This is a genomic window from Weissella sp. LMG 11983 (assembly GCF_025908495.1).
GTDB classification, from domain to species: Bacteria; Bacillota; Bacilli; order Lactobacillales; family Lactobacillaceae; genus Weissella; species Weissella fermenti.
On the sequence record NZ_JAOZFD010000002.1, the window covers coordinates 553,991 to 578,336 of the forward strand.

26 protein-coding genes are annotated in these 24,346 nt (G+C 44.4%); 7 read left to right on the forward strand and 19 right to left on the reverse strand.

The features are described from left to right. Nucleotides 1-263 precede the first annotated feature (263 nt). From dld to OIT45_RS12355, 3 genes are all read left to right on the forward strand, one after another. A complete protein-coding gene (dld, locus tag OIT45_RS12345; protein ID WP_199404459.1) occupies nt 264-1,949 on the forward strand; it encodes a D-lactate dehydrogenase in 1,686 nt (561 codons plus the stop codon). A 139-nt stretch (nt 1,950-2,088) separates the two neighbouring features. Beyond that, nucleotides 2,089-2,769 (forward strand): transposase, encoded by a 681-nt coding sequence (locus OIT45_RS12350; RefSeq protein ID WP_264330024.1) that lies wholly within the window; start codon nt 2,089-2,091, stop codon nt 2,767-2,769. Nucleotides 2,770-2,789: 20 nt separating this feature from the next. Next, entirely contained in the window at nt 2,790-3,692 is a 903-nt protein-coding gene (locus OIT45_RS12355) for an IS3 family transposase (protein WP_264330023.1), read from the forward strand. 101 nt (nt 3,693-3,793) lie between these two features. On the opposite strand, the gene OIT45_RS12360 is transcribed toward OIT45_RS12355, so the two are convergent. The 10 genes from OIT45_RS12360 to OIT45_RS12405 all read right to left on the reverse strand — a co-directional run bounded on the left by OIT45_RS12360 (nt 3,794) and on the right by OIT45_RS12405 (nt 11,598). Further along, nucleotides 3,794-3,943 carry a hypothetical protein gene (locus OIT45_RS12360; RefSeq protein ID WP_199404911.1) on the reverse strand — a complete coding sequence of 50 codons (150 nt, stop codon included), beginning with the start codon at nt 3,941-3,943 and terminating at the stop codon, nt 3,794-3,796. A gap of 149 nt (nt 3,944-4,092) precedes the next feature. Then, nucleotides 4,093-5,271 carry a chorismate synthase gene (aroC, locus tag OIT45_RS12365; RefSeq protein WP_199404912.1) on the reverse strand — a complete coding sequence of 393 codons (1,179 nt, stop codon included), beginning with the start codon at nt 5,269-5,271 and terminating at the stop codon, nt 4,093-4,095. A gap of 2 nt (nt 5,272-5,273) precedes the next feature. Then, nucleotides 5,274-6,461, reverse strand: coding sequence for an MFS transporter (locus OIT45_RS12370; RefSeq protein WP_199404913.1), 1,188 nt, complete (start codon nt 6,459-6,461; stop codon nt 5,274-5,276). After that, nucleotides 6,458-7,228 carry a shikimate kinase gene (locus tag OIT45_RS12375; protein WP_199404914.1) on the reverse strand — a complete coding sequence of 257 codons (771 nt, stop codon included), beginning with the start codon at nt 7,226-7,228 and terminating at the stop codon, nt 6,458-6,460. Before OIT45_RS12375 ends, OIT45_RS12370 begins: the two co-directional genes overlap by 4 nt. Next, nucleotides 7,225-8,031, reverse strand: coding sequence for a prephenate dehydrogenase (locus OIT45_RS12380; RefSeq protein WP_199404915.1), 807 nt, complete (start codon nt 8,029-8,031; stop codon nt 7,225-7,227). The genes OIT45_RS12375 and OIT45_RS12380 overlap by 4 nt, the downstream gene beginning before the upstream one ends. Beyond that, nucleotides 8,024-9,322, reverse strand: coding sequence for a 3-phosphoshikimate 1-carboxyvinyltransferase (aroA, locus tag OIT45_RS12385; protein WP_264340107.1), 1,299 nt, complete (start codon nt 9,320-9,322; stop codon nt 8,024-8,026). Before aroA ends, OIT45_RS12380 begins: the two co-directional genes overlap by 8 nt. 372 nt (nt 9,323-9,694) lie before the next feature. After that, nucleotides 9,695-10,189 carry a hypothetical protein gene (locus OIT45_RS12390; protein ID WP_199404917.1) on the reverse strand — a complete coding sequence of 165 codons (495 nt, stop codon included), beginning with the start codon at nt 10,187-10,189 and terminating at the stop codon, nt 9,695-9,697. A gap of 5 nt (nt 10,190-10,194) precedes the next feature. Beyond that, nucleotides 10,195-10,395, reverse strand: a complete 201-nt coding sequence (locus OIT45_RS12395; RefSeq protein ID WP_167849097.1) for a helix-turn-helix transcriptional regulator — start codon at nt 10,393-10,395, stop codon at nt 10,195-10,197. A 168-nt stretch (nt 10,396-10,563) separates the two neighbouring features. After that, the gene (locus OIT45_RS12400; RefSeq protein WP_199404918.1) at nt 10,564-10,947 is read right to left on the reverse strand and encodes a hypothetical protein; all 384 of its coding nucleotides are present in this window, start codon (nt 10,945-10,947) and stop codon (nt 10,564-10,566) included. Nucleotides 10,948-10,986: 39 nt separating this feature from the next. Then, nucleotides 10,987-11,598: an ECF transporter S component gene (locus OIT45_RS12405; protein ID WP_199404919.1), complete on the reverse strand. Its 612-nt coding sequence runs from the start codon at nt 11,596-11,598 to the stop codon at nt 10,987-10,989. A gap of 211 nt (nt 11,599-11,809) precedes the next feature. Here OIT45_RS12405 and OIT45_RS12410 point away from each other — a divergent pair, with 211 nt between their 5' ends. Both OIT45_RS12410 and OIT45_RS12415 read left to right on the forward strand, forming a co-directional pair. Continuing rightward, nucleotides 11,810-12,358, forward strand: a complete 549-nt coding sequence (locus tag OIT45_RS12410) for a helix-turn-helix domain-containing protein (protein WP_135411938.1) — start codon at nt 11,810-11,812, stop codon at nt 12,356-12,358. A 9-nt stretch (nt 12,359-12,367) separates the two neighbouring features. Continuing rightward, nucleotides 12,368-13,333, forward strand: coding sequence for a multidrug resistance efflux transporter family protein (locus tag OIT45_RS12415; RefSeq protein ID WP_199404920.1), 966 nt, complete (start codon nt 12,368-12,370; stop codon nt 13,331-13,333). Nucleotides 13,334-13,385: 52 nt separating this feature from the next. Here OIT45_RS12415 and OIT45_RS12420 read toward each other — a convergent pair whose 3' ends face one another. Continuing rightward, on the reverse strand, nt 13,386-14,357 hold the full coding sequence (locus OIT45_RS12420; RefSeq protein WP_264340114.1) for a Gfo/Idh/MocA family protein: 972 nt from the start codon (nt 14,355-14,357) through the stop codon (nt 13,386-13,388). Between the two features lie 93 nt (nt 14,358-14,450). On the opposite strand from OIT45_RS12420, the gene OIT45_RS12425 reads away from it, so the two are divergent. Continuing rightward, entirely contained in the window at nt 14,451-15,443 is a 993-nt protein-coding gene (locus tag OIT45_RS12425; RefSeq protein ID WP_264329892.1) for an IS30 family transposase, read from the forward strand. Between the two features lie 157 nt (nt 15,444-15,600). Here the strand turns inward: OIT45_RS12425 and OIT45_RS12430 are convergent, their stop codons facing one another. The 8 genes from OIT45_RS12430 to OIT45_RS12465 form a co-directional block, all read right to left on the reverse strand. Further along, nucleotides 15,601-16,878, reverse strand: coding sequence for an OFA family MFS transporter (locus tag OIT45_RS12430; protein ID WP_264330322.1), 1,278 nt, complete (start codon nt 16,876-16,878; stop codon nt 15,601-15,603). Between the two features lie 158 nt (nt 16,879-17,036). Next, nucleotides 17,037-18,974, reverse strand: a complete 1,938-nt coding sequence (locus OIT45_RS12435; RefSeq protein ID WP_199404959.1) for a fructose-specific PTS transporter subunit EIIC — start codon at nt 18,972-18,974, stop codon at nt 17,037-17,039. Between the two features lie 20 nt (nt 18,975-18,994). Then, complete coding sequence (gene pfkB / locus OIT45_RS12440) at nt 18,995-19,906, reverse strand: 1-phosphofructokinase (protein ID WP_199404958.1); 912 nt, start codon at nt 19,904-19,906, stop codon at nt 18,995-18,997. Continuing rightward, on the reverse strand, nt 19,903-20,670 hold the full coding sequence (locus tag OIT45_RS12445) for a DeoR/GlpR family DNA-binding transcription regulator (RefSeq protein WP_199404957.1): 768 nt from the start codon (nt 20,668-20,670) through the stop codon (nt 19,903-19,905). Before OIT45_RS12445 ends, pfkB begins: the two co-directional genes overlap by 4 nt. A 156-nt stretch (nt 20,671-20,826) precedes the next feature. After that, entirely contained in the window at nt 20,827-21,420 is a 594-nt protein-coding gene (locus OIT45_RS12450) for a 5' nucleotidase, NT5C type (protein ID WP_199404956.1), read from the reverse strand. A gap of 163 nt (nt 21,421-21,583) precedes the next feature. Then, nucleotides 21,584-21,790: a CsbD family protein gene (locus OIT45_RS12455; protein WP_112465071.1), complete on the reverse strand. Its 207-nt coding sequence runs from the start codon at nt 21,788-21,790 to the stop codon at nt 21,584-21,586. Nucleotides 21,791-21,890: 100 nt separating this feature from the next. Beyond that, entirely contained in the window at nt 21,891-23,495 is a 1,605-nt protein-coding gene (locus tag OIT45_RS12460) for a hypothetical protein (RefSeq protein ID WP_199404955.1), read from the reverse strand. After that, nucleotides 23,488-23,886, reverse strand: coding sequence for a hypothetical protein (locus tag OIT45_RS12465; RefSeq protein ID WP_199404954.1), 399 nt, complete (start codon nt 23,884-23,886; stop codon nt 23,488-23,490). Before OIT45_RS12465 ends, OIT45_RS12460 begins: the two co-directional genes overlap by 8 nt. Nucleotides 23,887-24,084: 198 nt before the next feature. Here OIT45_RS12465 and OIT45_RS12470 point away from each other — a divergent pair, with 198 nt between their 5' ends. Continuing rightward, nucleotides 24,085-24,345: a transposase gene (locus OIT45_RS12470; protein WP_264329910.1), complete on the forward strand. Its 261-nt coding sequence runs from the start codon at nt 24,085-24,087 to the stop codon at nt 24,343-24,345. Nucleotide 24,346 lies beyond the last annotated feature (1 nt).

The following is a 24,346-nucleotide window of genomic DNA, read 5'->3' on the forward strand; positions in this document are numbered from 1 at the left end:
AATTAATTATGGTTTGTTTCTGATTGAATTGTACCCGTTTTGAGGACAACTATTATCTAGACTTGCTCGGCGCATTTTGCTATAGTTACGTTAATGCATGGAATAAGCCATGTAATACACGACTCTAAAAGACGCCGGTAGTCAGGAATGATTACCGGCGTCTTTTGTCTTCATTTTTTAGCCAATTGGCATATATTTATGTACACTATCCCCAGCTAAAAAGCGCATAATGAATATGTAATCAAATATAAGGGGGAATCATTTTGAATACAGTAGAAGCATTACGCGCAATTGTCGGTAAGTCACACGTGATTACGTCACCTGATAAGTCATTGCGTTATCGCAAAGGTTATCGCTCAGGTCGCGGGGATGCCTTGGCAGTTGTCTTACCTGGCACACTAATGGAACTTTGGGAAGTTTTGAAGGTCTTGCATGATAACGACCTGATTATCATCATGCAAGCATCGAATACGAGTTTAACTGAGGGATCAATTCCTGCACCGGGCTATGATCGTCAGGCTGTCGTGGTGAATGGCTCACGCATCAAGGGGATGCAGCTCATTAATCATGGCGAAGAAGCTTTGGCTTTCCCCGGTACCACGTTGTACAAGTTGGAAAACGCCTTGAAGGCTATCGGACGTGAACCGCACTCAGTTATCGGATCATCGAACTTGGGTGCCTCAGTTATTGGTGGCATCAATAACAATTCAGGTGGTGCGTTAATCCAACGCGGTCCAGCTTACACGGAACAAGCCTTGTATGCACAAATTGACGAACATGATGAACTGCGTTTGGTTAACCACCTAGGCATTGCCTTGGGTGATACGCCTGAGGAAATCATCACAAATCTAGAAAACCGCAACTTCAACATTGATAACGTGCCACACAGTCGTACGCGCGTTGGTCATAATCGTGATTACGAGGCGCGTGTCCGTGACATCGACTCAGATACACCAACTCGTTACAATGCCGATCCAAATGAATTGTACGAAGTCTCTGGTGCTTCTGGTAAACTGGCGGCCTTTGCGGTGCGTCTGGACACCTTTCCTAAGGAAGGTGCATCAAAGGTCTTCTACATTGGCACGAATAATCCAGATGTCTTAGAGCGTTTGCGTCGCCACATTTTGTCAGAGTTCACTCACCTACCCGTTTCTGGTGAGTACATGCATAAAGATGCTTACGAGATGGCCAAGAAATATGGAAAAGATTCTTTGATTGTCATTGAAACGCTTGGTACCAATGTTTTGCCTTATCTATTTGGCATGAAAGCAACGACTGAGCGCATCTTGGATCACATTCCAACGTTCAAGCCATACTTCCCTGACCGTGTTTTGCAACACATGGGCCAACTCTTCCCTAATCAACTACCAAAGCGTATCGAAGCGTACAGCCAGCGTTACGACCACTACTTGCAACTGAAGATGGAAGGCGACGGAATCGACGAAGCACGCGCCTTTCTAAAGGAATTCTTTGCGACAGAAGATGGTGATTATCTAGAGCTAGATGACAAAGAAGCTGAGCGCATTGCGACGCACCGTTATGTCACAGCTGGCGTTGCCATTCGTTATGAAGAAGTCTTCCAAGACGACCACATTGAAATCTTGCCGCTCGACATTGCGTTGCCACGTAACGAGTTCAAGTGGTTTGAGGAATTGCCAAAAGAAATTGAAGATAAAATTCAATACAAGCTCTACTACGGCCACTTCCTCGACCACGTCATGCACCAAGACTACATTTTGAAGCCAGGTGTCGATGCACACGAGTTAAAGAAGGAAATGCTGGCATTGCTAGATAAGCATGGTGTCATCTACCCCGCTGAACACAATGTCGGTCACTTGTACGAAGCAGCACCTGCCTTGGTCGCCCACTACAAGAAGAACGATCCAACGAACAGTTTTAACCCTGGTGTTGGTAAAACCACCATGCACAACTACTGGGGAAATTATTAATTAGCTAAAGAGGCCAGGAATTTCATCCTAGCCTCTTTTTTCATGAAAAAAAGCAGCACCACGCGGCTGCTATAGTCCCCTAGAGGTTGACGGAAGAAATAATATAAATTTCTTCCGTCAACTTCTAGGGGATTTTTCTATGTCTAGATCAAAATATTCACCTAAAGAGAAATTGAAGATGATTGAATCGTATCAAAAGTCTTCTTTATCTATGAGAGCCTTCGCTTTATCGAATAATGTCGGGCTGAATGCATTGCATAACTGGTTGCGGTTATACGCTAATTTCGGTATGGAGGGGCTTAGCGAATCACAAGATAATCAAAAATATTCTAAGGAATTTAAGCGTAAAGTTGTGCAAGCTTACTTGTCTGGTGAAGGAACATTACGAGAATTGACACGACGATTCAAACTACGTAGTGATAGTCAAATATCTGATTGGGTTTCAAAGTATAATGGGAATCAAGAACTGCGTTCTTCAGGCGCAGGTACAAGGAGAGTTACCATGGCATCACGCAAGACAACATTCGAAGAGCGAGTTGAAATCGCAACATACGCAATCGAACACGACCGCAACTTCACCCATAGTTCAGAGGAGTTTAAAGTAAGCTACCAACAAGTCCGCTCATGGGTATTGAAGGTTGAAGCTGGTGGATTCGAAGCGTTGCGTGATGGCCGTGGTCGAAAGAAGACAGCAGACGAGTTATCAGAAATGGATAAGCTCGTTCTTGAGAATAAGCGTCTAAAGGCTGAGTTAAAGGCCCAACAGATGAAGTTAGACCTAGCAAAAAAATTACAAGAGATTCTAAGCAAAGGCAGGTAACTGTAAACCGGGTCGCTAACGTGCTGTTGTACGAAGCAATGCATGCACTTCATGAGGAAAATCCAGCGGCATATCCTATTTATCAATTAGCCGAGGCCGCCGAAGTATCTAAGCAAGCGTATTATAAGTGGCTTAGGCGGTCTGAAACGGCGAATGATCAACTAAACCAACTCGTGATGGAGAAAATCAGAGGCCTTGATGAAGCTCATAAGCACAACCTCGGGGTAAAGCGAATGACGATGTACATCAATCTTGATGAAGAAATTTCTCAACGTATCAACCACAAACGCGTTCGTCGTTTGATGCATATCGCCGGTATCCGTGCGGATATCCGAGAGAAGAAGCACAACCATATTAAGACAAATGAAATGTACATCACTGATAACGTGATGAATCAGGACTTTACTGCCTTAGCGCCTAATCAGAAGTGGGCAACTGATATGACTGAATTGCGCTACGGCGCAAACCTAGAACACACACTTAAACTTTCAGCCGTGATTGATTTATACGGTACGTACGTTCTTTCATTTAACGTAAGCGAAACAGAAACTTCAGCTGCAGCTGTCCAAACTTTTCAGCGCGCATATCGAATTAGCGGGCATCCACGACATGTTTTAGTGCATTCAGATCGTGGCGCAGCGTATACTTCTGGTGCTTTCAAAAACTATCTAAGGCGACACAACGCTCATCGCAGTATGTCTCGCCCGGGAACACCATACGACAACGCCATCATGGAGAAGTTTTGGAATGACTTCAAAGTCGAATGGTGGGATAAGCAACACAGTTTCACATTCAAGGAAGCAGTTAAGGCAATCAAAGCAGGAATTGATTACTTCAACTTGATTCGACGTTCGGAAACTATAAATGGCCATACCCCGGAAGAATTCCGGAATATGGCCATTTACGGCGGTGCGAGCGCCTAGTTAAATTTTATATTATTTCCACCGTCAACTTGACGGGGCCTAGTACAGGACACTGCTTCAATATCTATTCAGTTTTTACGAAATTATCAAGCGCATCGTGCTTAGTTCAAGCCACGACGATTAATTTCACGGTATAACACCGATAGTGATGCATTGGCTAAGCGCGTACTACGCTTGTCGACCATCACTCGCTTGATACCTGCATCCTTCAGCACTGCCTTAGCCCATGCCTTCGTACCAGTCAAAATCATTGTTGTTTCCTCCTTTGATTTTCTCTATATTCGTGTACAAACACAGGTTAACATATCGGAAAGGACGACTGCAAAAAGACGTAAAAACTGGGTAAAAATCACAACTGTTCTCTTGCATCCAAACAAAACGGGAACGTTTGTTGGTGTGGTTAAAACGACCGAACTTCCTCGCGGTAAATCGCAACTTGCTCTTTTAGACGGTCAATATTATCGGCATCAAACTTATCTAGCACTGCTTGTGCTAATTCAATGGCAACCATCGCTTCAGCAATTACTGCAGCCGCTGTAACAGCGGTTGTATCTGATCGTTCAATTGAAGCACGATGGTTTTCATGCGTGTCGATATCAACACTTTGCATAGGACGGTAAAGCGTTGGAATTGGCTTAACAACCCCACGCACAACAATCACACCACCCGTAGTCATACCACCTTCAAAACCACCAAGATTATTAGTCCCACGCGTAAACCCGTTTTCGGCATCCCAAAAAATCTCATCCATCACTTCATCACCGAACTTTTCGGCATTGTCAAAGCCACCACCGAAGTCGACGCCTTTAAACGCGTTGATACTAACAATCGCGCGGGCAATTTTAGCATCTAACTTTTCGGTAGCTGCCACGTATGACCCCAGTCCAACTGGCATCCCAGTTGCCATCACTTGTACCGTTCCGCCAACAGTGTTCGCGTCACGTTTGGTTTTGTCGATAACGGTTTGCATCTCTTCATCCCCCGAAGCATCCAAGGCGCGCGTCGGGAAGCTTTCCGTCACCGCGCGTAGCTCATCAAGTGATTTGAAATCTGTCAACCGACTCAAATCGCTCTTTGCTGGACCAACATTACGAACAAAGCCGTGGACATCAACCCCAATTTCCCGTAACACAGCTTTCGCTACGGCGCCAACCGCAACACGCATCACTGTCTCACGTGCCGATGACCGTTCCAACACGTTGCGTAAATCAGCCTGATGCCGGTATTTAATACCTCCGACTAAGTCTGCGTGACCTGGTCGAGGACGCATTACTTTACGCATCGAATTTTCAGCGGTCGCTGGTGTGTTAGGATCCATAATTTTCGTCCAGTGGTTGTGGTCATCGTTATGCACGTTTAGCGTGATTGGTGACCCCAGCGTCTTTTGGTGACGCACTCCTGACAAAATCGAAACAGTGTCGGTTTCAATCACCTGTCGTTGGCCGCGACCGTATGCATGCTGTCTACGAGCCAACTCCTGGTCAATCATATCGCTCGTTAAGTTTAGTCCTGAGGGAATCCCTTCAATAATTGCCACTTCTTCTGGCCCGTGACTCTCACCTGCTGTCATGTATCGCATTTTTATTCTCCTATCTCTGTTTCACTCAAATTGACCACACGCAAAGCATGCGAGACGACTAAAATTAGATTTATCACAGCAACAATTAACAAGCTTTGCATCACAACTGCCAAATGTTGTTCCGCAAAATGCCCAGTCACAATCGGCATAAGTAATGCCGCGATGCTACCGGAAAAGAAGTACCAGCCAGTTGCTCGCCCGGTAAACGTTGGGTTATGTGCAATAAGTTGTCCAACGCCTAACTGCAGTGCACCACCGGCGGCTGACATACCAAACATTACCGTCGCCACGCTAATCAAGAAAATCGAATTTGTGTTAACAACCAACAACATAATCAGACTTAATAAAGCCATACTGTTCATTACCACCAATAACCATTTTTCAGGGAGTAGACGACGACCAGTTAGTAGGAACACGAGCCCAACGCCAATCAAAGAGCCTACGCTATAGCAAGTCATCAGCAAATGCGCGCTTGTCTCATCGAATCCGCGCACAAGTTGAAAGTAACGTGTTACCCATTGGGTGAAATGAATCATCAACCACATGGCGGTAAAGCCGTATGCTAAAAATGTAAATTGAACCACATCCCACTGCCAATGTGACGCTGCTTTTGCACCAGCAGAATGACTTTCTACCTTCGGAATTTGTGTGCCAATTAGAGCCAGAAAAGCGATGATTAAAATGGCGCTAGCTACCCAAAACACCCAGCCAAACCATAATTGGTGGCTATTTAAATTGATAATGATGATTGGCAAAATCCCTTCACCAATTGAGATCATGGCTTTAATCAGCACATTACCACTTGAACGACCGTCATGTTGCGCAAGTAACGTCGGGTAGGCCACCGCATCCAGCATGGCATTGGCAATGCCGGCGAAACTCGTTAAAACAATTCCTTGCCAAATCTGCGTTGATACCGGTACTAGTGTAAAGAAAACACCATAAGCAGCCATCGCCAGTAATAACAGCGTTTTTCGGGGCCAACGATCAGAAAGTTCGCCCAAAAATGGGTAAGCAATCAATTTTCCAATACCGATTGCCGATACAACCGCTGTCGCTCCGGCTAAATTTGTGTGCCAGATACTCGTTAAGGAACTCATAGTCTGCGCCAAAATAATTAATGCAAAACCTTGCACAACGTACATGAGGTAAATGGTAACTTGCATCCTAATTGCAACTAACTTACTCATATTTGCGCCTCCTCTCGTTGAATCGCCGTGGTTGTCATCAGATTTAAGTAGTCCGCAACTACCTGCTCTGGCAAAATATTTTTAAATCGTTTTTGTAGTCGTTCTCGCATAGCAAGCATGCGACCAGGTTGAACTACCGCCAACTTATGATTAGCTTTAATACCAGCAACCTCATCAACTAACGCCATCCTCGTCACCATCGCCTGTAATATCTGTCGATCCACACTATCAATTTGACTGCGAACCATATCCAAAACGGTGGGCTCAGCCAGATGGCGATCAATTTCATCAACAATTTCGTTAGGGGTTTTACTATCAGTTGTAATCATTAAGTCTGCCATCCGAGCATACTTAACCTGTCGATTTTGCCAAAGTTTAAAGAAGGACGACAATGAGTGTTGCTGCATTAAAGGCCGCATGTCATCAGCCATCAACAGGCGTTCAGTCACAGTACTAAAGTCGCTATTTAGCCAAATGGTAAAAACATCTGGTCGGCTCATCAAATCCATACAAATTTGGGTTTCGATGACCCCACCACCAGTACTGATGACGGTATCAGGTTGTTCAAGGACCTTTGCTAACATCTTCGCTTCAATTTCACGGAAAGTCGGTTCGCCGACTTGTGAAAAGAACGCTGGAATCCGTTGCCCAACATGTTCGACAATTGCTTGATCCAAATCAATAAAATGCTTACCCAAATCATGGGACAATTCTTGACCAACTGTTGTTTTACCGGCACCCATGAACCCAATTAATAATATATTCATCCTAAACCCCTCCTAATTTGTTGAATATTTGTTAGCGCCAACAATAACTGGTCAGCGTCTCCATTGGCCACTAAATCGTTTAGCCGTGTTAGTTCGGTCATAAAGTCCGCTACCGCCGCCATCGTAGCCGTCCGATTGTGTAATAATATTTGTGTCCACAGGTCGGGACTAGCTGCAGCTATCCGCGTCGTATCAAGAAATCCTGGCCCGACGAACGCGTGCTTTTGTTTATTTTCATTGGCACCTAATGTTGCAACCAAGGCATCCGCAATTAAATGGGTTGCATCACTTGTGAGTGCAACTAATGCATCATGTTGTTCAACGGTAACTGTCTCAAACTGACTACCCAATGGCGCCAATAATTCAGCTACTTTTTGGCGGTCAGATTTTTCGCCTATCAAGAAGAAACGTGCTTGTTCGAGCATAACTTTTCGCCGACCGTTAAGACCGGTTTCATCAGTACCAGCCATTGGATGGCCACCGACAAAATGCGGTAAGTGATCAGTCGCTGTCATAATCGGCCGCTTAACTGATGCCACATCGACAATTAAGTTGGTCGTGTGTAGATTTTGTAGAATAGCCACCGTTTCCGTTGGCGGCACTGCAATGACTACTAAGTCAAACGGCATTTGACTAATTTCCTTGGGTTCGAAAGCCCCATGAATCACACCAATTGCTAATGCATCACGGATATTCGCTGGTTCAATATCAAATCCTAATACTTCATAGTCTGGCGCTAGGCTCACACGTTCGGCTATCGCTGCACCTATCGCGCCCAATCCCCAAATTGCAATTTTAGGCATGCATTAGCACCTCCATATCTCGTTTAAAATCAGGATATGACACGGCAGTTGCTGCCTGGTTAGGAAGCGGGGCATCATCGTTTGTCAGTAATTGTGCAATCGATTGCAACATCGCAATCCGGTGGCCACCGTGGTCAGATAATGACTCAGCCGGTGCCTGCAATCTTGACACCCCGGTAATCAAAAAACCGTCTGGTGTCGGCTTCACGTCAGCACCATACGCTACTAAAGTTTCACTCACGGTGCTAATGCGATTACTTTCCTTCACACGCAATTCGCTGGCATCCATGACCCGACTATCCCCCTCGGATCGCGCAAGTGCTAACGCCAGAATCGGCAATTCGTCAATCATAGTGGTCACTTCTCCTCCCTGAACCGTCGTGCCAATTAGCTGTGACACGCTGGCAACACGGACATCAGCGATTGGTTCACCGTTTTGAACACGTTCATTCAGCAATGTGATGCTTGCTCCCATCCGACGTAACACTTTAACAATGCCAGACCGTGTTTCGTTCATATTGACATCCTGCAAGACAATATCACTTCCTGGTTGCAACGTCGCACCAACCAGCCAGAATGCAGCTGACGACATATCTGCCGGTACCGAAACCGTAGTCGCAGTTAGTCGCTGATCACCTGAAACAAAAATCATGCCACCCTGACAATCAACCGTAACCCCGAAACTAGGCAACATGTTTTCGGTGTGGTTTCGTGTTTGAAAATCATCAAAAACAATAACTGGCACTCCGGCACTCAAACCGGCAAGGAGCAAACTTGTTTTGATTTGCGCTGAAGGCACCTTTAACGTTTCATTAATCACATCAGTCATGATGCCACCTCGAATAGTGACTGGTAGATGACCATCCGTCGTTGTAATATCAGCGCCGTAGCCAGTAAGCAAATCCACAATTCGATTCATTGGTCGCTGACTAAGACTGGCGTCACCCGTAATCACCGCTGGAATTCCTAAACCTGCTAATAAACCAATCATTAATCGTGTCGTTGTCCCCGAATTACCAAAATTAAACGCGATTGGCTCATCAAATTGACGCTTTTGAATATCGGCAATCCCCAAGCTATCAATAATAATGTCGTTATCTTCGGTGATAACGACATCTACCCCCAACTGTTGTACGCCATGAATTGTTTGACGTATGTCGTCTGATAGCAACGGCTGCATGATATGCGTTTTACCGACCGCCATAGCACCTAAGATAATCGCCCGGTGCGTAATACTCTTATCGCTTGCTACACGTAATTGACCTTTTAACCCCTTTTGAATTGTCATCATATTTCCTCCAGATACAAAAAAACGAATCGAGCGCCATGAAAGCACTGATTCGTTTAGAAAAATATCCAGCTGGTCATATTTTTTCTATTTCAAATCAAGCGCTTTGATGATTTCGCCCAATTCGCAATAGAAAATGCTTCTATTTCGGGCACGTCGTGATCGACGTGCCCGGCACATTAATCACGATGATTAGAAATAGAAGTAATAAGCATTATTAAATTGTGAGTTATTAAATGACATAGTCTTTCACCTGTTTCTCATAATTTATTAACAAAACAAACTATACTTGCTTATTTTTTATTCGTCAACCCCGATTTTTGGGCAACAACTTAAAAACGCGCCCCCAAACACTGTCCGGGCGCACGCTTTTCACTAATATTCTTTATTAATTTGATTTAACCAAAAGAAATACATCGTCGGTATAAACAGAGCAATGAAGAACACACCAAAGTAAACCTTATATGCTAACGTCTCGTTATACATCACAATCGTCAAAATAACTGGCATGAGCACGATTTCTTCAGCAAGCGCAATCAACGTTTTCTTTTGAATGCGTCGCTTAGCTACAATGTACTCAGTTTCAGAATAAACATCCTGGCTAACCCGCCCCTTTTTTCGTAATGATTGGGCTATCAAACTACCGGTCAGTACAAAAACACTGCCCGCAATTTGCAAGCCAAGTCCGATGTTATGGTCAACTACATACATCACAATGTAGGCAGCCAACAAGATTAGAAAGCCAACAATGTACTGCACCACATTACTAATCGCCAACACACGATACACTTCTTTTTCTTGATATTCATCAAGATCAACGGCGGAAGACGCCGCCCACATAACCATTTTCTTTTCAACGGATTCCCACATTATCCTTACCCCTCAATCCAAAACAGTGCATCCAATGTTGTATCCAGCGCCTTCGCTATACCAACGGCCAACTTCAACGTCGGATTGTACGCCCCTTTTTCAATCAAACTTAACGTCTGCCGCGTAATACCGACTGTCGCTGCCAGCTCTTTTTGTGACATGCCAGTCGCAACACGAACTGCTTTCACTTTATTTTCCATATACATTCCTCCGAAGAAAGGTAATATATATATTCCCTTTGTAATATATACATTACTCCAGATACTTATAAATTGTCAAATTAATTCTTAAATTCGAATAACCGGGCAATGTAAGAAAACTGATGTATAAAAAAACAACGTAACACCCATAAAGCGTTTACGCTGTTTTCTTCGTTAGTTTCTCTTGAATCGTTTATGGATTAACAATCCACCGATTGCCGCCAAACCGATTGTTGGCCAAAATAAGCCATTGCCTGGAATAAATAAACTGCCTAATAATACAACAACTGCGGTCACTAACATCGTTACATCAAATACAATACTAGGTTTAATCCGGCTTTTAAACCCGATTTCAAATAGATGATCATCCTGCCGCCACTTGGCATTTTCGAACCCTTTATACAGTGCGACAAAAAACTTAATCACCCAAAATATAACAACGATAGCTGACATAATCCCGAATGCAACACCTACCAACGTAAAATTCGAATGTGGCGAAACATCCTGCGCCAACACAACATAAAATAGCTCAACTAAGAGTAGATATATATAAACCAATACAACTCGTCCCCCTCATCAACTCACACAACCTTAAAATTAATGCAAACGGTTAACATAAGCCACGACCGGCGTCGCAATCAATGCCACTAAAATTGCGGACACAATAATTTCGACTATGCCGTTCACTCCTGCGACTGACAAAATTAACCAGCTTAATAAGTGGTTATCTGGAATACCTGTAAAGGTGGTGTTCATAACATTGAACCCTAGCCAAGTAAAAATCAAAACAAACGCCGTATTAATAAATGCGGCCAAACCACCAAGTATAAATAACGGTATAGTTTTGGTTTGGCGCGCTCGACCTTTGACCCAATGCCAATACAAGTAACCAATGATTAATCCGACTAAAATTCGCGGTACTAAAGCCGTCAGTGGATTACGGAACATCAAAGCTCCGATTGACGGCACGCTCGTCCAAGCATCCCACAAGGCATACACCCCCCAGACGAAGCCCAAAAAGGCACCTGCACCAGGGCCTAAAACGATTGCACCAATCGCTACAGTCACACCAATAATTTGAACCGATAGTCCAACCGCAAAAGCCCCCAGTGGCAGTAAGCCCAGCATAGGAACCATAGATTGAATCAGAATAATTGCAGTAAATAACGCGATTAGGACAAGCCTCCGGGTTCTATTTCTTGATTGCATACATATCCCTCCTTTCACTCATAATCATAGTGAGACACGACCAGCCTATCAATGCCTACAAATAGTAGCGTAACACATGAAAATTGGTGATCTTTCTCAAAATTTCAACGAGTAAACAATTCAAAATGGGATTTAAAATGCAAAGCATTATTGACACCTACGCTTTGTTTAGTATAGTAAATATTATCCAATATACTAAAAAGGAGCATTTATGATAACAGACATCGTGGGAAACCGGCTAAAAGAAATTCGCCAACAACGGCAATTAACCCTACAAGAAACCAGCGAGTTAACCGGCGTTAGCGCCGCATCGCTAAACAACATTGAACGTCATACGACATCTCCATCCATTGATACGTTGTGGAAAATATCAAGTGGGCTGGCCGTGCCAATCAACTATTTTTTCGCAACCGATACAGTTGATTTTGAGCTGGCTACTCCCGCTGATTTTCATGATATTCCTAGTGACAATCCAGGAGTGAAGGTCCAATCAATTTTCAGTACCTTAGCAAATACCAAATTTGAAGTCTTCGACCTCAACTTGTCATCGCTAACTGAGCGTGAGTCTGCTGCCCACGTTCCAGGGACTGTTGAAGTACTACTGGTAAGAAGTGGCACACTAACAATGGCGATTAACGGCCAATCGTATGTTATTCCAGCTGGCAGTTTAGCAAAATTCAACGGTGCCTTTCCACACGTTTATCGAAACGACGCAATGGAAGAAGCATCGTTCATCAGCCTCATGATATACGATCGTTAGGAGGTCATTATGGCAATCAAAGCAATTTTGCTGGGTATCTTAGCGGCCCTATTTTTTTCGCTGACTTTTTTGTTAAATGAGATTAATCTTTCTGATTCAGGTTATTGGATATGGGTCGCCACCTTGCGTTATTTATGGATGTTGCCCATGATTATGTTGCTAGGTCGCGTACCACAACTAAAATCTGATTTCAGGCAGGTTTGGGCTAGCATGAAAGAGGCACCGAGTTACTGGTTTATTTGGAGCAATGTTTGTTTTGTCCTTTTCTACGTTCCCCTCACCTGGTCAGCGCAGTTCCTGCCTGGATGGCTCGTTTCAAGTCTCTGGCAACTCACCATTGTTTTTGGTGTATTGACCACGCCATTGATGACCGTCACAGACAATTCGGGAAATAAGCACCGCCTTAAAATTCCGGGAAGCAAAATCAAATGGATGGTCGTCATCTTACTTGGAATTGGCCTCACAACGGTCCAAACCAACGGCTTCAGCCAGGTTACCCCGATGTTTTGGTTTGCCATCGTTGCCATCATTATTGCGGCGGTATGTTATCCACTGGGCAATCGCCAAATCGGCAACCGGTACCCAACCTTCAACGGCTTGGAAAAAGTTTTTGGGATGCTAATTGCCACCTATCCAACCTTCATTGTCCTGAGCATTATCGGGTATTTGAAAGCTGGTTTGCCTAGTCAGGGCACGCTAGTAAGCACGTTCAGTGTAGCGTTGTCGTCCGGTGTTATTGCCACGGTGCTGTTTTTCCAAGCAACAGCCATGGCAGCCCGAAATATGGAAACCTTAGCAACAGTTGAAGCAACGCAATCATTTGAGGTGATTTTCACTGTCTTGTTGGGCTTGGTATTTCTTGGGCACACCTTGCCAAACCATCTCCAGCTAACCGGTTTAGCTATTATGCTCTTCGGTATCACCGGCATCAATTTGTCCGGCAACTGGCGCCTTCGCAAAAGAAACCATTCATAAGTAAAGAACCCGTCAGCGTAAAATTGCTGACGGGTTCTTTTCCTATTTTGTATTATGCGCCTTGCCACTCCTGCTGAATCTTGGCTAATACTTGGAATTGCGTCTCAGTTAACGTTGCGAAATGCTTGGCAATAGCGTCGTCATCAACAGCGGCTTCAAAATCGACAATTTCATACCATAAAGCGTCCGCGGTGTTACCAAGCGCAATTGTCTCCATCTCACCTGTTTCAGTGTGATACCACTGGGCAAAATCGGCACGTGGAAAGTCCATAATACGGAAGTATCCCTTTGTACCAGAAATTGTCACTGCCTTCGGTTGCTTAGCTTGCATTGAGTTAGTAATCGTTGCCATTTCATTATCTTGGTTAACCAACAAGGTCACCGACTGTTCATCCACGCCAGTTTCGAATGGCATCATCGCTGATTTTACAACGTTAGGTGCACTGGTCATAAAGTATAAGGTTGATTGGGTAGCGTATCCACCAATGTCCAACAAGGCCCCACCTGCCAAGTCTGGATTGAAGAAACGATTCGTTGGATCATATGGCTTATGGCTGCCAAAGGTTGTGTTGATCATTTTAATTTGCCCGAGCGCCCCGTTCTCGACCGAATTGCGCAGGCGCTTGAATAGTGGCATATGAACTGGTGTCATAGCTTCCATCAAAACTAGTCCCTTTTCCTCAGCAAGTTTTTGAACAATCGCATACTCTTCGTATGACACCGTAATTGCCTTTTCAGCCAAGACATGCTTGCCATGTTCGAAAGCTTGCTCGATGAATTCTAAATGTGTGTTATGCGGTGTCGCAATATAAACCGCATCAATATTATCATCTGCCAGCAATTCCGCCACTGTGCCATAAGTCGTTGGAATTTGATACTTGTCAGCAAACTGCGCCAACTTCTCCTGATTGCGTGCAGTTACTGCAGTTGCTGGATGGTTGTGTGCCAGCAAAGCAGCCGCCATCTCATTGGCAATTGTACCCGTTCCAATAATCCCCCAATTTAACGTCCTTGAATTTACAATTCAAGTGCAACACTAAGCTAAATAAAAACTGACTCATAATGAACCAGCGTAAAATGTAGTTTGTCTAGAACATACAGAACGCGAGGAAACATTATGAGTCATTATCATCAGCTTACCGCATTTGATCGCGGACGTATAGAAGTTTTACTCAGAGAAGGGTTGTCAATGCGTAGCATTGCAAAAGAAATTGGTAGAAGCGCTTCGACAATCTCTCGTGAGATTGCCCGCTGTGTTGGCTCAACTTATGAAGCTGAGGATGCCGATCAAAAGCACATGCTTGCTCGAACGAAGTCGCATAAACACCGAAAGTTAGATAACACTGAACTGCGAGAACTAGTTATATATGGAATTAATCAAAAACATTGGTCGCCTGAACAGATAGCTGGTCGACTAAAGATATCAAAAGGTCATACGATTATTAGCGCAAATACAATCTACCGAGCGATTTATAGAGATAACTTGGGCCAGCCGGTGAAAAGTCACAAAGCTCGGGGCATTGCTCGTGCGCTTCGGCATAGAGGAAAAACTCGACATACTAAAGGTCATGTCGAGCGTCGAGGTAAGATTAGAATTCCAAATACGATTGACGAGCGACCTGCAGAAGCAGGTTGTCGCTCTCGAATTGGAGATTGGGAACTGGACACTGTTATTGGCCGTAAAGGCGGTCAAGTATTGGTCACAATGGTTGATAGGAAGACCAGAATATTACTTTCAAAACGAGCGGCATCAAAGAAAACCGTCGATGTTATGAGAATCATAGGTTCAATGCTAAATTCCCTTCCAACTAGTCAGATACAGACTTTAACTCCAGACCGCGGAAATGAATTCAGTGCGCAAGATGAGATAACAAAGAAATTCGATGTCCAGTTTTACTTTCCTGATCCCCACGCTCCATGGCAACGTGGGACCAACGAAAATACAAATGGGCTAATCCGTGAGTACGTCCCTAAAGGGACTGCAATCGAAGATTATTCAGACGAATACATTGAACAAATGGTTGAGCAAATTAATAGCCGACCTCGAAAGCTTTTCGGCTGGAGATCGGCTAAAGAATATTATTTATCTCAAGTGTTCCGGTTGAATTGACAATTCACCTCATCATAATACCCCCATTCATTTATGCCACTAACATATCACAAGAAAAACCGTTGATAAAACAGAAGTTAAAATTCACATAAAATCACTTTTGATTTCTGCCATCGAACAAAAAAAGTGACCAGCATTTGCCAGTCACTTACGTCACCTACGCCTGTCCAGTTTCAGGATTAGCTACCGTCTTCGAATTCTTAGGTACCCTAATCATGAACCAAATGGCCAATGACAAAATTAACAAAATAATGTAAACATACAAAACAACAGTCAAATTCCCGCCGGCCAGCGACAAAATAATCGCTCCTGCCAGACTACCAAATCCGAACCCTTGATAAATTAACGCGTAATTCTGACTGTGATTTTTCAAACCAAAGTAATCCCCAACCAACGATGGGAACACTGTAATTGTGCCACCAAAAAAGAAACCAACCATCATCATCATGCCATAAAAGACCGGTGCAGCCAGATGCTGACTCAACGTCAAGACCACTACCGCAACCAACGTCGCACTATAAGATAAAATCAGCATCGGCTTGCGACCGAATCGGTCAGACAGTGACCCAATCACAAATCGACCAAACGTATTGGCAATAGCAATCAATGCCACAACCGTCGTCGCACGTTCAATTGATAGACCGGCCAAGTTAGTCCCAAGGTTGGCCGCAATTCCCGTTAAGTACACGCTCAATGAAATCGTAAACAAGGCCACAAACAATAGGTACGCCTGTGGTGTGCGCAACATTTCTGCCGTTGTAAATTGATGCTTGGCCGTTGTATTAGCCGTTTCGGTTTCTGGTGCATCACGCAAGAATAGTGACCCAACTAAAATTAAAATCGTCACCAACGTCCCCCAGCCCATCAGTGCACGAGGCAAATTGTTCACGAGGTCATTACCCAGCAAAGCTAAATCTACATATTTAAACACAAATGATCCGAGACCATAAAACGCAATCGAAATGCCCGAAATAAAGCCCGTTTTCTCAGGGAACCACTTAATCGCGTTTGATAAAGTCGCCATATAGGCGATACCGTCAGCCGCCCCAAGGGTGACACCAGCAAATATGTAGTATAGCCATAATTGCGATGGTGAATGAAGTCGCGACACAATAAATGCCGAAAGTCCGAATACTAGTCCAGCAGCAACCGTCACACGGCGAACGCCAAATCGTTTGACCAGTTTACCAACAAAAATGGTTGATAAAGCCAGCGTTAGCGATCCAATTGAAAATATCAATGACACCGAACCAAGGTGTGGTTGCACGGCAGCAACGTTTCCTTGCTTGTCGAGTGACAACTCCCCAAACATTTTCAAAATCGGTGTATTAAATATGGACCATGCATAAAATGTTCCAACTCCTAATTGCACCAGCGCGGTCCCAAAAATAACTAACCAGCGGTTATATCCCCCTGATTTTACCTGCCCCGTCATAACACCCTCCTAAATGTAAGCGCTTTCTCTCTGTTATTCTATTCTAACACCCACTTACTAAATGTGTATATGTTTGGCATATTTTTTGTGTCAGAAACGACAAAAAAACAGCGTGACCACTGTATTTCACGCTGTTTTTACTTTTGTTTAATTAGCAATTATTGATTGTCTGGTACTTTAAGTAGGCCGTAAATAACGCCTGCCACAACTGCACCAATCGCTACAAAGAGTAGATATAGGAATGGTGAGTTCGTCAAGGCGACCACAAAGATACCACCGTGTGGGGCAAGCAACTTAATGCCTGCCAAACCAACTAATCCACCCGCCAAAGCTGATCCAGCCACGAAGCTTGGAATAGCACGTGCTGGGTCTGCGGCTGCAAATGGGATGGCCCCTTCAGTAATAAAACTTAGTCCCATCACAATATTGGTCAAGCCAGCTTCGCGATTCTTTTGACTAAACTTACGCTTGAACAATAGCGTTGCCACGAAAATTGCCAACGGTGGCACCATACCACCGGCCATGACAGCAGCCATCACGGTTGAGCCACCAGATGCAACACTCGCAGCTAATGTTCCAGTTCCAAAGACATACGCGGCCTTGTTAACAGGTCCACCCATATCAATCGCTTCCATCCCGCCAAGCAAAGCCCCAAGCAAAATAGCATTGGTCCCGTTCAAACCAGACAGGAAGCCGTTCAATCCACTATTAATGGCTGACATCGGAATGTTCACTAGGAGCATCAAGAATCCGGTCACAAGTACCCCAAACACTGGGAAGAAGAGAATTGATTTAATTCCGTCCAATGCCTTTGGCAAACCAGCAAATAGACGCTTCATAACCAACATCACGCCACCGGCCAAGAATCCACCGACCAAAGCACCCAAGAATCCTGATGGCACTGGTTGATGACTCGCATCTAATCCCACATTGAAAATACTGTATCCATTGGCCGCAAGCGCACCGGCAACAAAACCAACCACTAACCCAGGCTTTTCAGCGATTGAATATGCGATGTACCCTGCCAAAACTGGCAACATAAAATTGAATGCCGTATTTCCGATTTGCTTGAAAAATGCGGCGGCTGGGTGGTACGTTCCAAGTTGTGACAATGCATCATGTGGTACCCCTAGACTCTGGTCAATTAGGAAGGCCAACGCAATCGCAATTCCACCACCGATAACGAATGGCAACATGCTCGAGACACCACTCATCAAATGACGATAAAACGCTTTCCCTATTGACATCTTTTCATCACTCACACTTGAAGAAGCCGTCTTTGATGTTTCGTAAATTGGGGCATCCCCAGATAAAGCCTTATCAATCAAGGACTCAGGATGGCGAATCCCTTCAGCAACCGGCACATTGACCAAAGGCTTATTAGCAAAACGAGCCATCTCAACCTTTTTGTCAGCCGCGACGATAACACCTGCCGCCTCAGCGATATCTTGATCACTTAACTTGTTGCCAACACCACTAGCACCGTTAGTTTCGACCTTAATACGAACTCCCATCGCAACAGCTTGCTTTTTTAGTGCTTCCTCGGCCATGTAAGTGTGGGCAATTCCAGTCGTACATGCTGTCACGACTACTAACAACGGTGCGTTTTGGTTAACGCCTGCTATATCTGCGCCAATTTCTTCCGGTGCTGATTCATCAAACAAGTCACGGACATCAGCTGGGGTCGTTGCCCGCATCAACTGATCCGTGAACCCATCCTGTAACAAAAAACGTGATAAATTAGCCAGCTCCTCTAGGTGGGTATTACTCGCGGTGTCCGGTACAGCAATCATAAAGATTAAATGAACTGGTTGGCCGTCCAAAGCGTCGTAATCAACCCCAGCTGCTGACCTGCCAAATACAATCGTCGGCTTAAGAACCGCGGCGTTCTTCGCGTGCGGAATCCCAATACCGTCACCTAACCCCGTCGATGTCTGTGCCTCGCGCGCCAAAATCCCCTCTAAAAACTCACTTTCATTTGAAATACGACCAGTCCGTTTCAAACCGGCAATCATTTCCCGAAATGCTCCCACCTTATCTGTTGCTCGCAAATCCAAAATCATGGTTTCGGCTGCTAACAATTCATTAATGCGCATGATTACTCCCCCATAATCAATTAAATTTCAACTACTTCAACATTATTCTGAATCTCTTTAATTTTCGCCGGCGTGGCAATATCGTCGCTGAACGTCGTGGCTGTTGCACTAGCGACCCCTAACGAGAACGCAGCGACCACATCCGCAGATGTCGCCCACGATGCAACGAATCCCCCAATCATTGAATCACCAGCCCCAACTGAATTCTTGACTTGTCCGACGATTGGGCGGGCAAAATACGTATGCTCAGCTGTGAATAACAAAGCCCCGTCACCTCCCAACGAAATAATGGCATTTTGGGCACCGGCATCAATCAACTGGCGACCCGCGGCCTGTAAACTAGGCATACTAGTATCTGCCAGATTAAACAGTGCCTGCACTTCGTCTCGATTGGGTTTAACTAATATTGGCTTTGCCGGCAAAGCGCGTTGCAAGTCATCACCAGTTGTATCGATTACAAATCGTGCCTGTTTCTCAAGTACCAGCGCAATCAATTCATCGTACGCTCCGACTGGCAAGCTACTAGGTGCACTACCAGAAAATATCACGATATCTGCCGGCGTTAACTGATGAAAAACTTGTTTAAAGCCTTCCCATTCTGCCATTGTGACCACCGGTCCAGGTGCATTGATTTCTGTCTCAGACTGCCCTTTCAGTTTCACGTTAATGCGCGTGGTATCTGCAATTGGCGTAAATTTAGTTTTCAGACCAAGACCATCTAAAGTACGACTTATAAATTCGCCGGTGTAGCCGCCCAAGAAACCTAACGCCGTGGCTTCAATCCCGTTAGCCATCAATATCCGAATAACATTAATGCCTTTCCCACCTGGATAAGCAATCGCTTTTCCTGCACGATTCGTCATACCACTTTGGTAGTTGGCTACCTCCATAACATAATCAATGGATGGATTTAATGTGACTGTATATATCATGATTCTCCCCCTACGATGATATCGGTTTTTGCCTGATAGGCCGGAGCGGATGCTAACGACTTATCGGTAATCAAAGTAATATCAGCTAAATCACTCACCTTGGCAAAAGCGACGCGATCAAACTTGCTATTATCTGCTAATACAAAGACTTTATTCGACCGGTTAATCACCAACTTTTTGATAGTCGCCTCTTCTAAATCCGGTGTCATGATTCCCATCTCAGCATTCACGGCATCAGCACCCAGAAAACTAACATCAAAGGCCAGTTGACCTAATTGCTCGGCAGCTGTCGCACCAATCGTTGCATTTGTTGACAATTTAACTTGGCCACCAATGATAATCACTGGCACCATCAAATCTGCTAATTGCGATGCGTGGTGGACTGAATTTGTAACGACCTGAGGCGCGGGTTGCAAATTACCTAATAATGCAATCATGGCACCTGTGGTTGACCCAGCATCCAAGTAGATTGTTTCACCACCATGCAACTCTCGCATCGCCGTCCTTGCAATGACTTGCTTCGCCGATAGGTTCATTTCATTCTTCTGGCTTAACAACGCTTCATGTTGGAGTGTCTGTTGTTGTTTGGTTAGTTCCACCCCACCATGAATTCGTTGTACCTCACCAGACTCGGCTAACTGATCCAAATCACGTCGTAATGTTGATACTGAAACCAACATTAATTGTTGCAATTCTTGTATCGAAATCCGCCCCCGTTTATTCAACAGTGCCAGAATCTTGTCATGTCTTTCCGAAATCATCATGTTTTAATTACCCGTTATAAAATGTAAGCGCTTCCTTTTCAGCTGTAACTATAGTGTTATTTGGTTTGGTTTGCAACGTTTTTCATGCAAAAACATTCATTCACAACCAAAAAAAGAGCTATCCAATCGCTTTGGATAGCTCAAATCAACTTATTTTTATTCCCAGTGGGCCTTATCAAACGTCGCTTTATCACCATGAACATTAAAATGGCCACGTTCTGCAACGACCTTAACTGCTTCACGTAAGTTTTCTGTCACATCTTGAACTTGTGAAACATCCATCAAGAAGTCAACTAGTTCATCGTCCCAAACCAGTCGTGGGTCAGCACCAAACTGCAACCAAACACTGTCACTAGTCTCGTCATCCCAGTCACTCGCCCCGTGGTACGGACGATCGTCAACCAAGATGCCACCACCATAATGGGCGACACTTTTATCGTGTGCCATTATAACGTGTTTGTACAAAGGACTATCTTCGCCCGCACCAAAATAGTGTTGTAACCAAATGAGTTTATCTTGCCACGCACTTGGATTGTGCCAAGGCGCGGTTGATAGAATGTAAATCTCATACTCATTAGCCAGGCGATTAACAGCTTCAATCACCCCTGGAATTGGTGGCAAATCTCGAAAAATGCCTGGAATTTGATCCGGCTTAACGACTGACTCTTTGCTCATATCAATCTGATTTAACACAGACAACGTGTCGACAAGCACATTATCCATGTCAAGAAATAGTTTAGGTTGCGTCATTTTTCACTCCATAATTGTTGATAAAGAAAGCGCATACATTTATTTAGGTAACTTTAGTATATCAACAAATAACACGTTGTCCACCAGATATAATATCTGCAAACAAAAAGGCCACCGACTTCATCAACGTGAAATCAGTTGCCTCGATAATACTCAAAACTATTTACTTATCGAACTTTTCCTTGATGTCATCAACAACATCGCTGGCTGCGTCCTTTGCATCGGCCAACTTGTCCTTGGCCTTACCAAGCAACCCTTGTGCCTTACCTTCAGTCTCCCGAAGATCGTCACCAGTTACCTTACCTTCAACTTCCTTCGCCTTACCGACTACTTCATCCTTCAATCCATCAAGCTTATCATCCAAAGCCATATCAAATTCCCCCTTTTGTCATTTAATACGATGGTACAAGTTGATAGTATCTACCTACTAATCTAAAGTCAACTGTTTTGACTTGTCAAGAATTTTAATCTCAGCTTACTAAGTCCCGTTTCTTGAACCCGATAAACCCAAGCCAAAGTAGCACGATTGCCACGATAATTTGTCCGATAACAATTGTTGTGGCAGGTGCAGTAACCGGAATATTTGCTGACCAGCCTAAGGGTGACAACCGAACGAACCACTTTGAAAAACCGAACATATTCCGCAAGTATGTTAGCAGGAAGAAAATGCCGTAGTAAGCATACAAAACGCTAAAAAACTTTGGCAGCCAGCCAAGTACGAACGCACCGATACCGATATACACAGTCAAAGTTGGCAAGTAACCCAGCAGGCGTTGAATCTGATAGGATGCTAATGACCCTGAAATCATACTATTCGCAACTTGCCAGACAATGATCACCCCAACGATGTATACCGCTATGCCAATTAACAATGGTGTCAGTGTGTACGTCCAATACAGCTTGGCGCGACTGACTGGTTGTCCACTTAACAAATCTAATGACCCATTACGCCTATCTTGATTGTAACGTTGCATGAGGTTCAGTCCCATCAAGGCGACAAAGAACAATATGAACATTGCAATCATCTCAAGAAAATGAGCATAGAGCGTGTTCGCCATTGTTTTAGTCGCCTGAACCCCCATGATTTTATCAATTTGGGCACTACCGCCCAGTAAGTCTTGCACATTACTGAAGATACTCCCAAACATGGCGGCAAAGACAACAATTGCCACCATCCAGCCAATAACCAATTTGCTTTGTACGTGCACGAATAGTGTTGAAAAACCACGTAACGTAGCCGGCGCTGTAACGCGACCACGACCAGTAGACGCAAGTAGTCCTGCCCCCATATCACGACTGCGAGCCATAATAATAGCGAAGATGGCAAAGACAACGCCAAGACCGGTCATCAACCAGACACCCCAACTATCGTTATTCTCAAACACTTTAGCGGCCTCTAGCCAATTAAAGGGTGACAACCAAGCGAGGCCGTCCCACTTTTTAACGTCAATTAAAGACCGCAAAAAGTACAACCCAGCTAACAACCCGTACCCAAAGAAATTGGCAGAACGACTGTCAGCAAACAATTGTGTGCCAATCAACGTTAAGCCGCCCATCAGCACCCCAAACGCGGCCATTAAACCGACAAACACAATATATCCGGTCTGGCTACCACCATGCATTGGAATTGATAACCAAGCAACATACATGCCAAGAGCATTAATTAAATTAACAAGCAACAATTCGAGTGCAACAGCGGCGATGGGCACAATTTTCGCCGTCGCAGTTGCTAAAATCAACTCAGTTTCACCTGACTCTTCCATTTTTCGAGTGCCACGTACTGCCAGTTGCACGCTCATCAGGCCAATCAAGGCGCCCATCATCGGCAACATGACAGCACCCAATAGAATAGCAACATTGAGATGCTGCACGGTTGGCATTTTAGCAAATAACGCGACCATCATTGGCGTATCTAGCATTTGTCGCAGTTTCTCGATATCAGCATCGCTACCGTACAACTTCACCAATTTGGCTAGCCCTGAGACAATCATCGTTGCGTTAATCAATACCCAGACCACAATGAGCTTCAAGTCACTGCGCAAATTCGCCCACAATAACCGTCCCAAGTTAGCCATTTTGCTCGTCCTCCGCATCATAATATTGCATGAACAAGTCTTCTAACGTTGGTGGTGTCACCTTTAAATCAGTGACTCCAGCAGCATTCAGTTGTGTCATCATAGTTGCCAAGTCGTCTCGCGCAACGGTAAACGCGACCTCATCGCCGTCTCGTTCGAATCCTTCAAACTCACTCAAAACAGCAGGATTGCTGACTGTCGCTCTGACGTTCAATTCAGCGCGTCCTTGCATGTCACTTAAAGCACCCGTTTCAATAATTCGGCCTTTACGAATAATTGCCACTCGATCCACCATCTTTTCAACTTCTGATAAAATGTGTGAGCTCAACAATATTGTTTTTCCGGCCGCTTTCAATGCCATCACTTCTTCTTGGAAATTTCGTTCTTGCAACGGATCAAGGCCCGATGTTGGCTCGTCAAAAATGTAAAACGGTACATCTGTAGCAAATGCAGCTATTAAGGCTACCTTTTGACGATTCCGCTTCGAATAAGTGTGAGCTTTCTTTTTGGGGTCCAATTGCTCTTATGATGAGATTCCGGACTAGTTTTTCTAGTTTGGTAAAATATCATCATAGGAGTATTTTTATTTATGGTTACACGTTATGAAGAGGACTTTAAAAAGTCCATCGTGGAGATGGTTAAAGCGGGCCGTCGGCCCGATGAATTATCCAAGGAATACGGTCCTTCAGCCAATTTAATTCGGAATTGGGTCAAAAAATATGCGCCTGTAGAAGTGAATGGCGAATCAATATCAGCTGATGAATTGAAGAAGTTGCGTAAGGAAAACGCAATTTTGAAAGAAGAGCTCGAAATTTTAAAACGTGCGGCGGTGTTGCTGGCAAAACATTAGT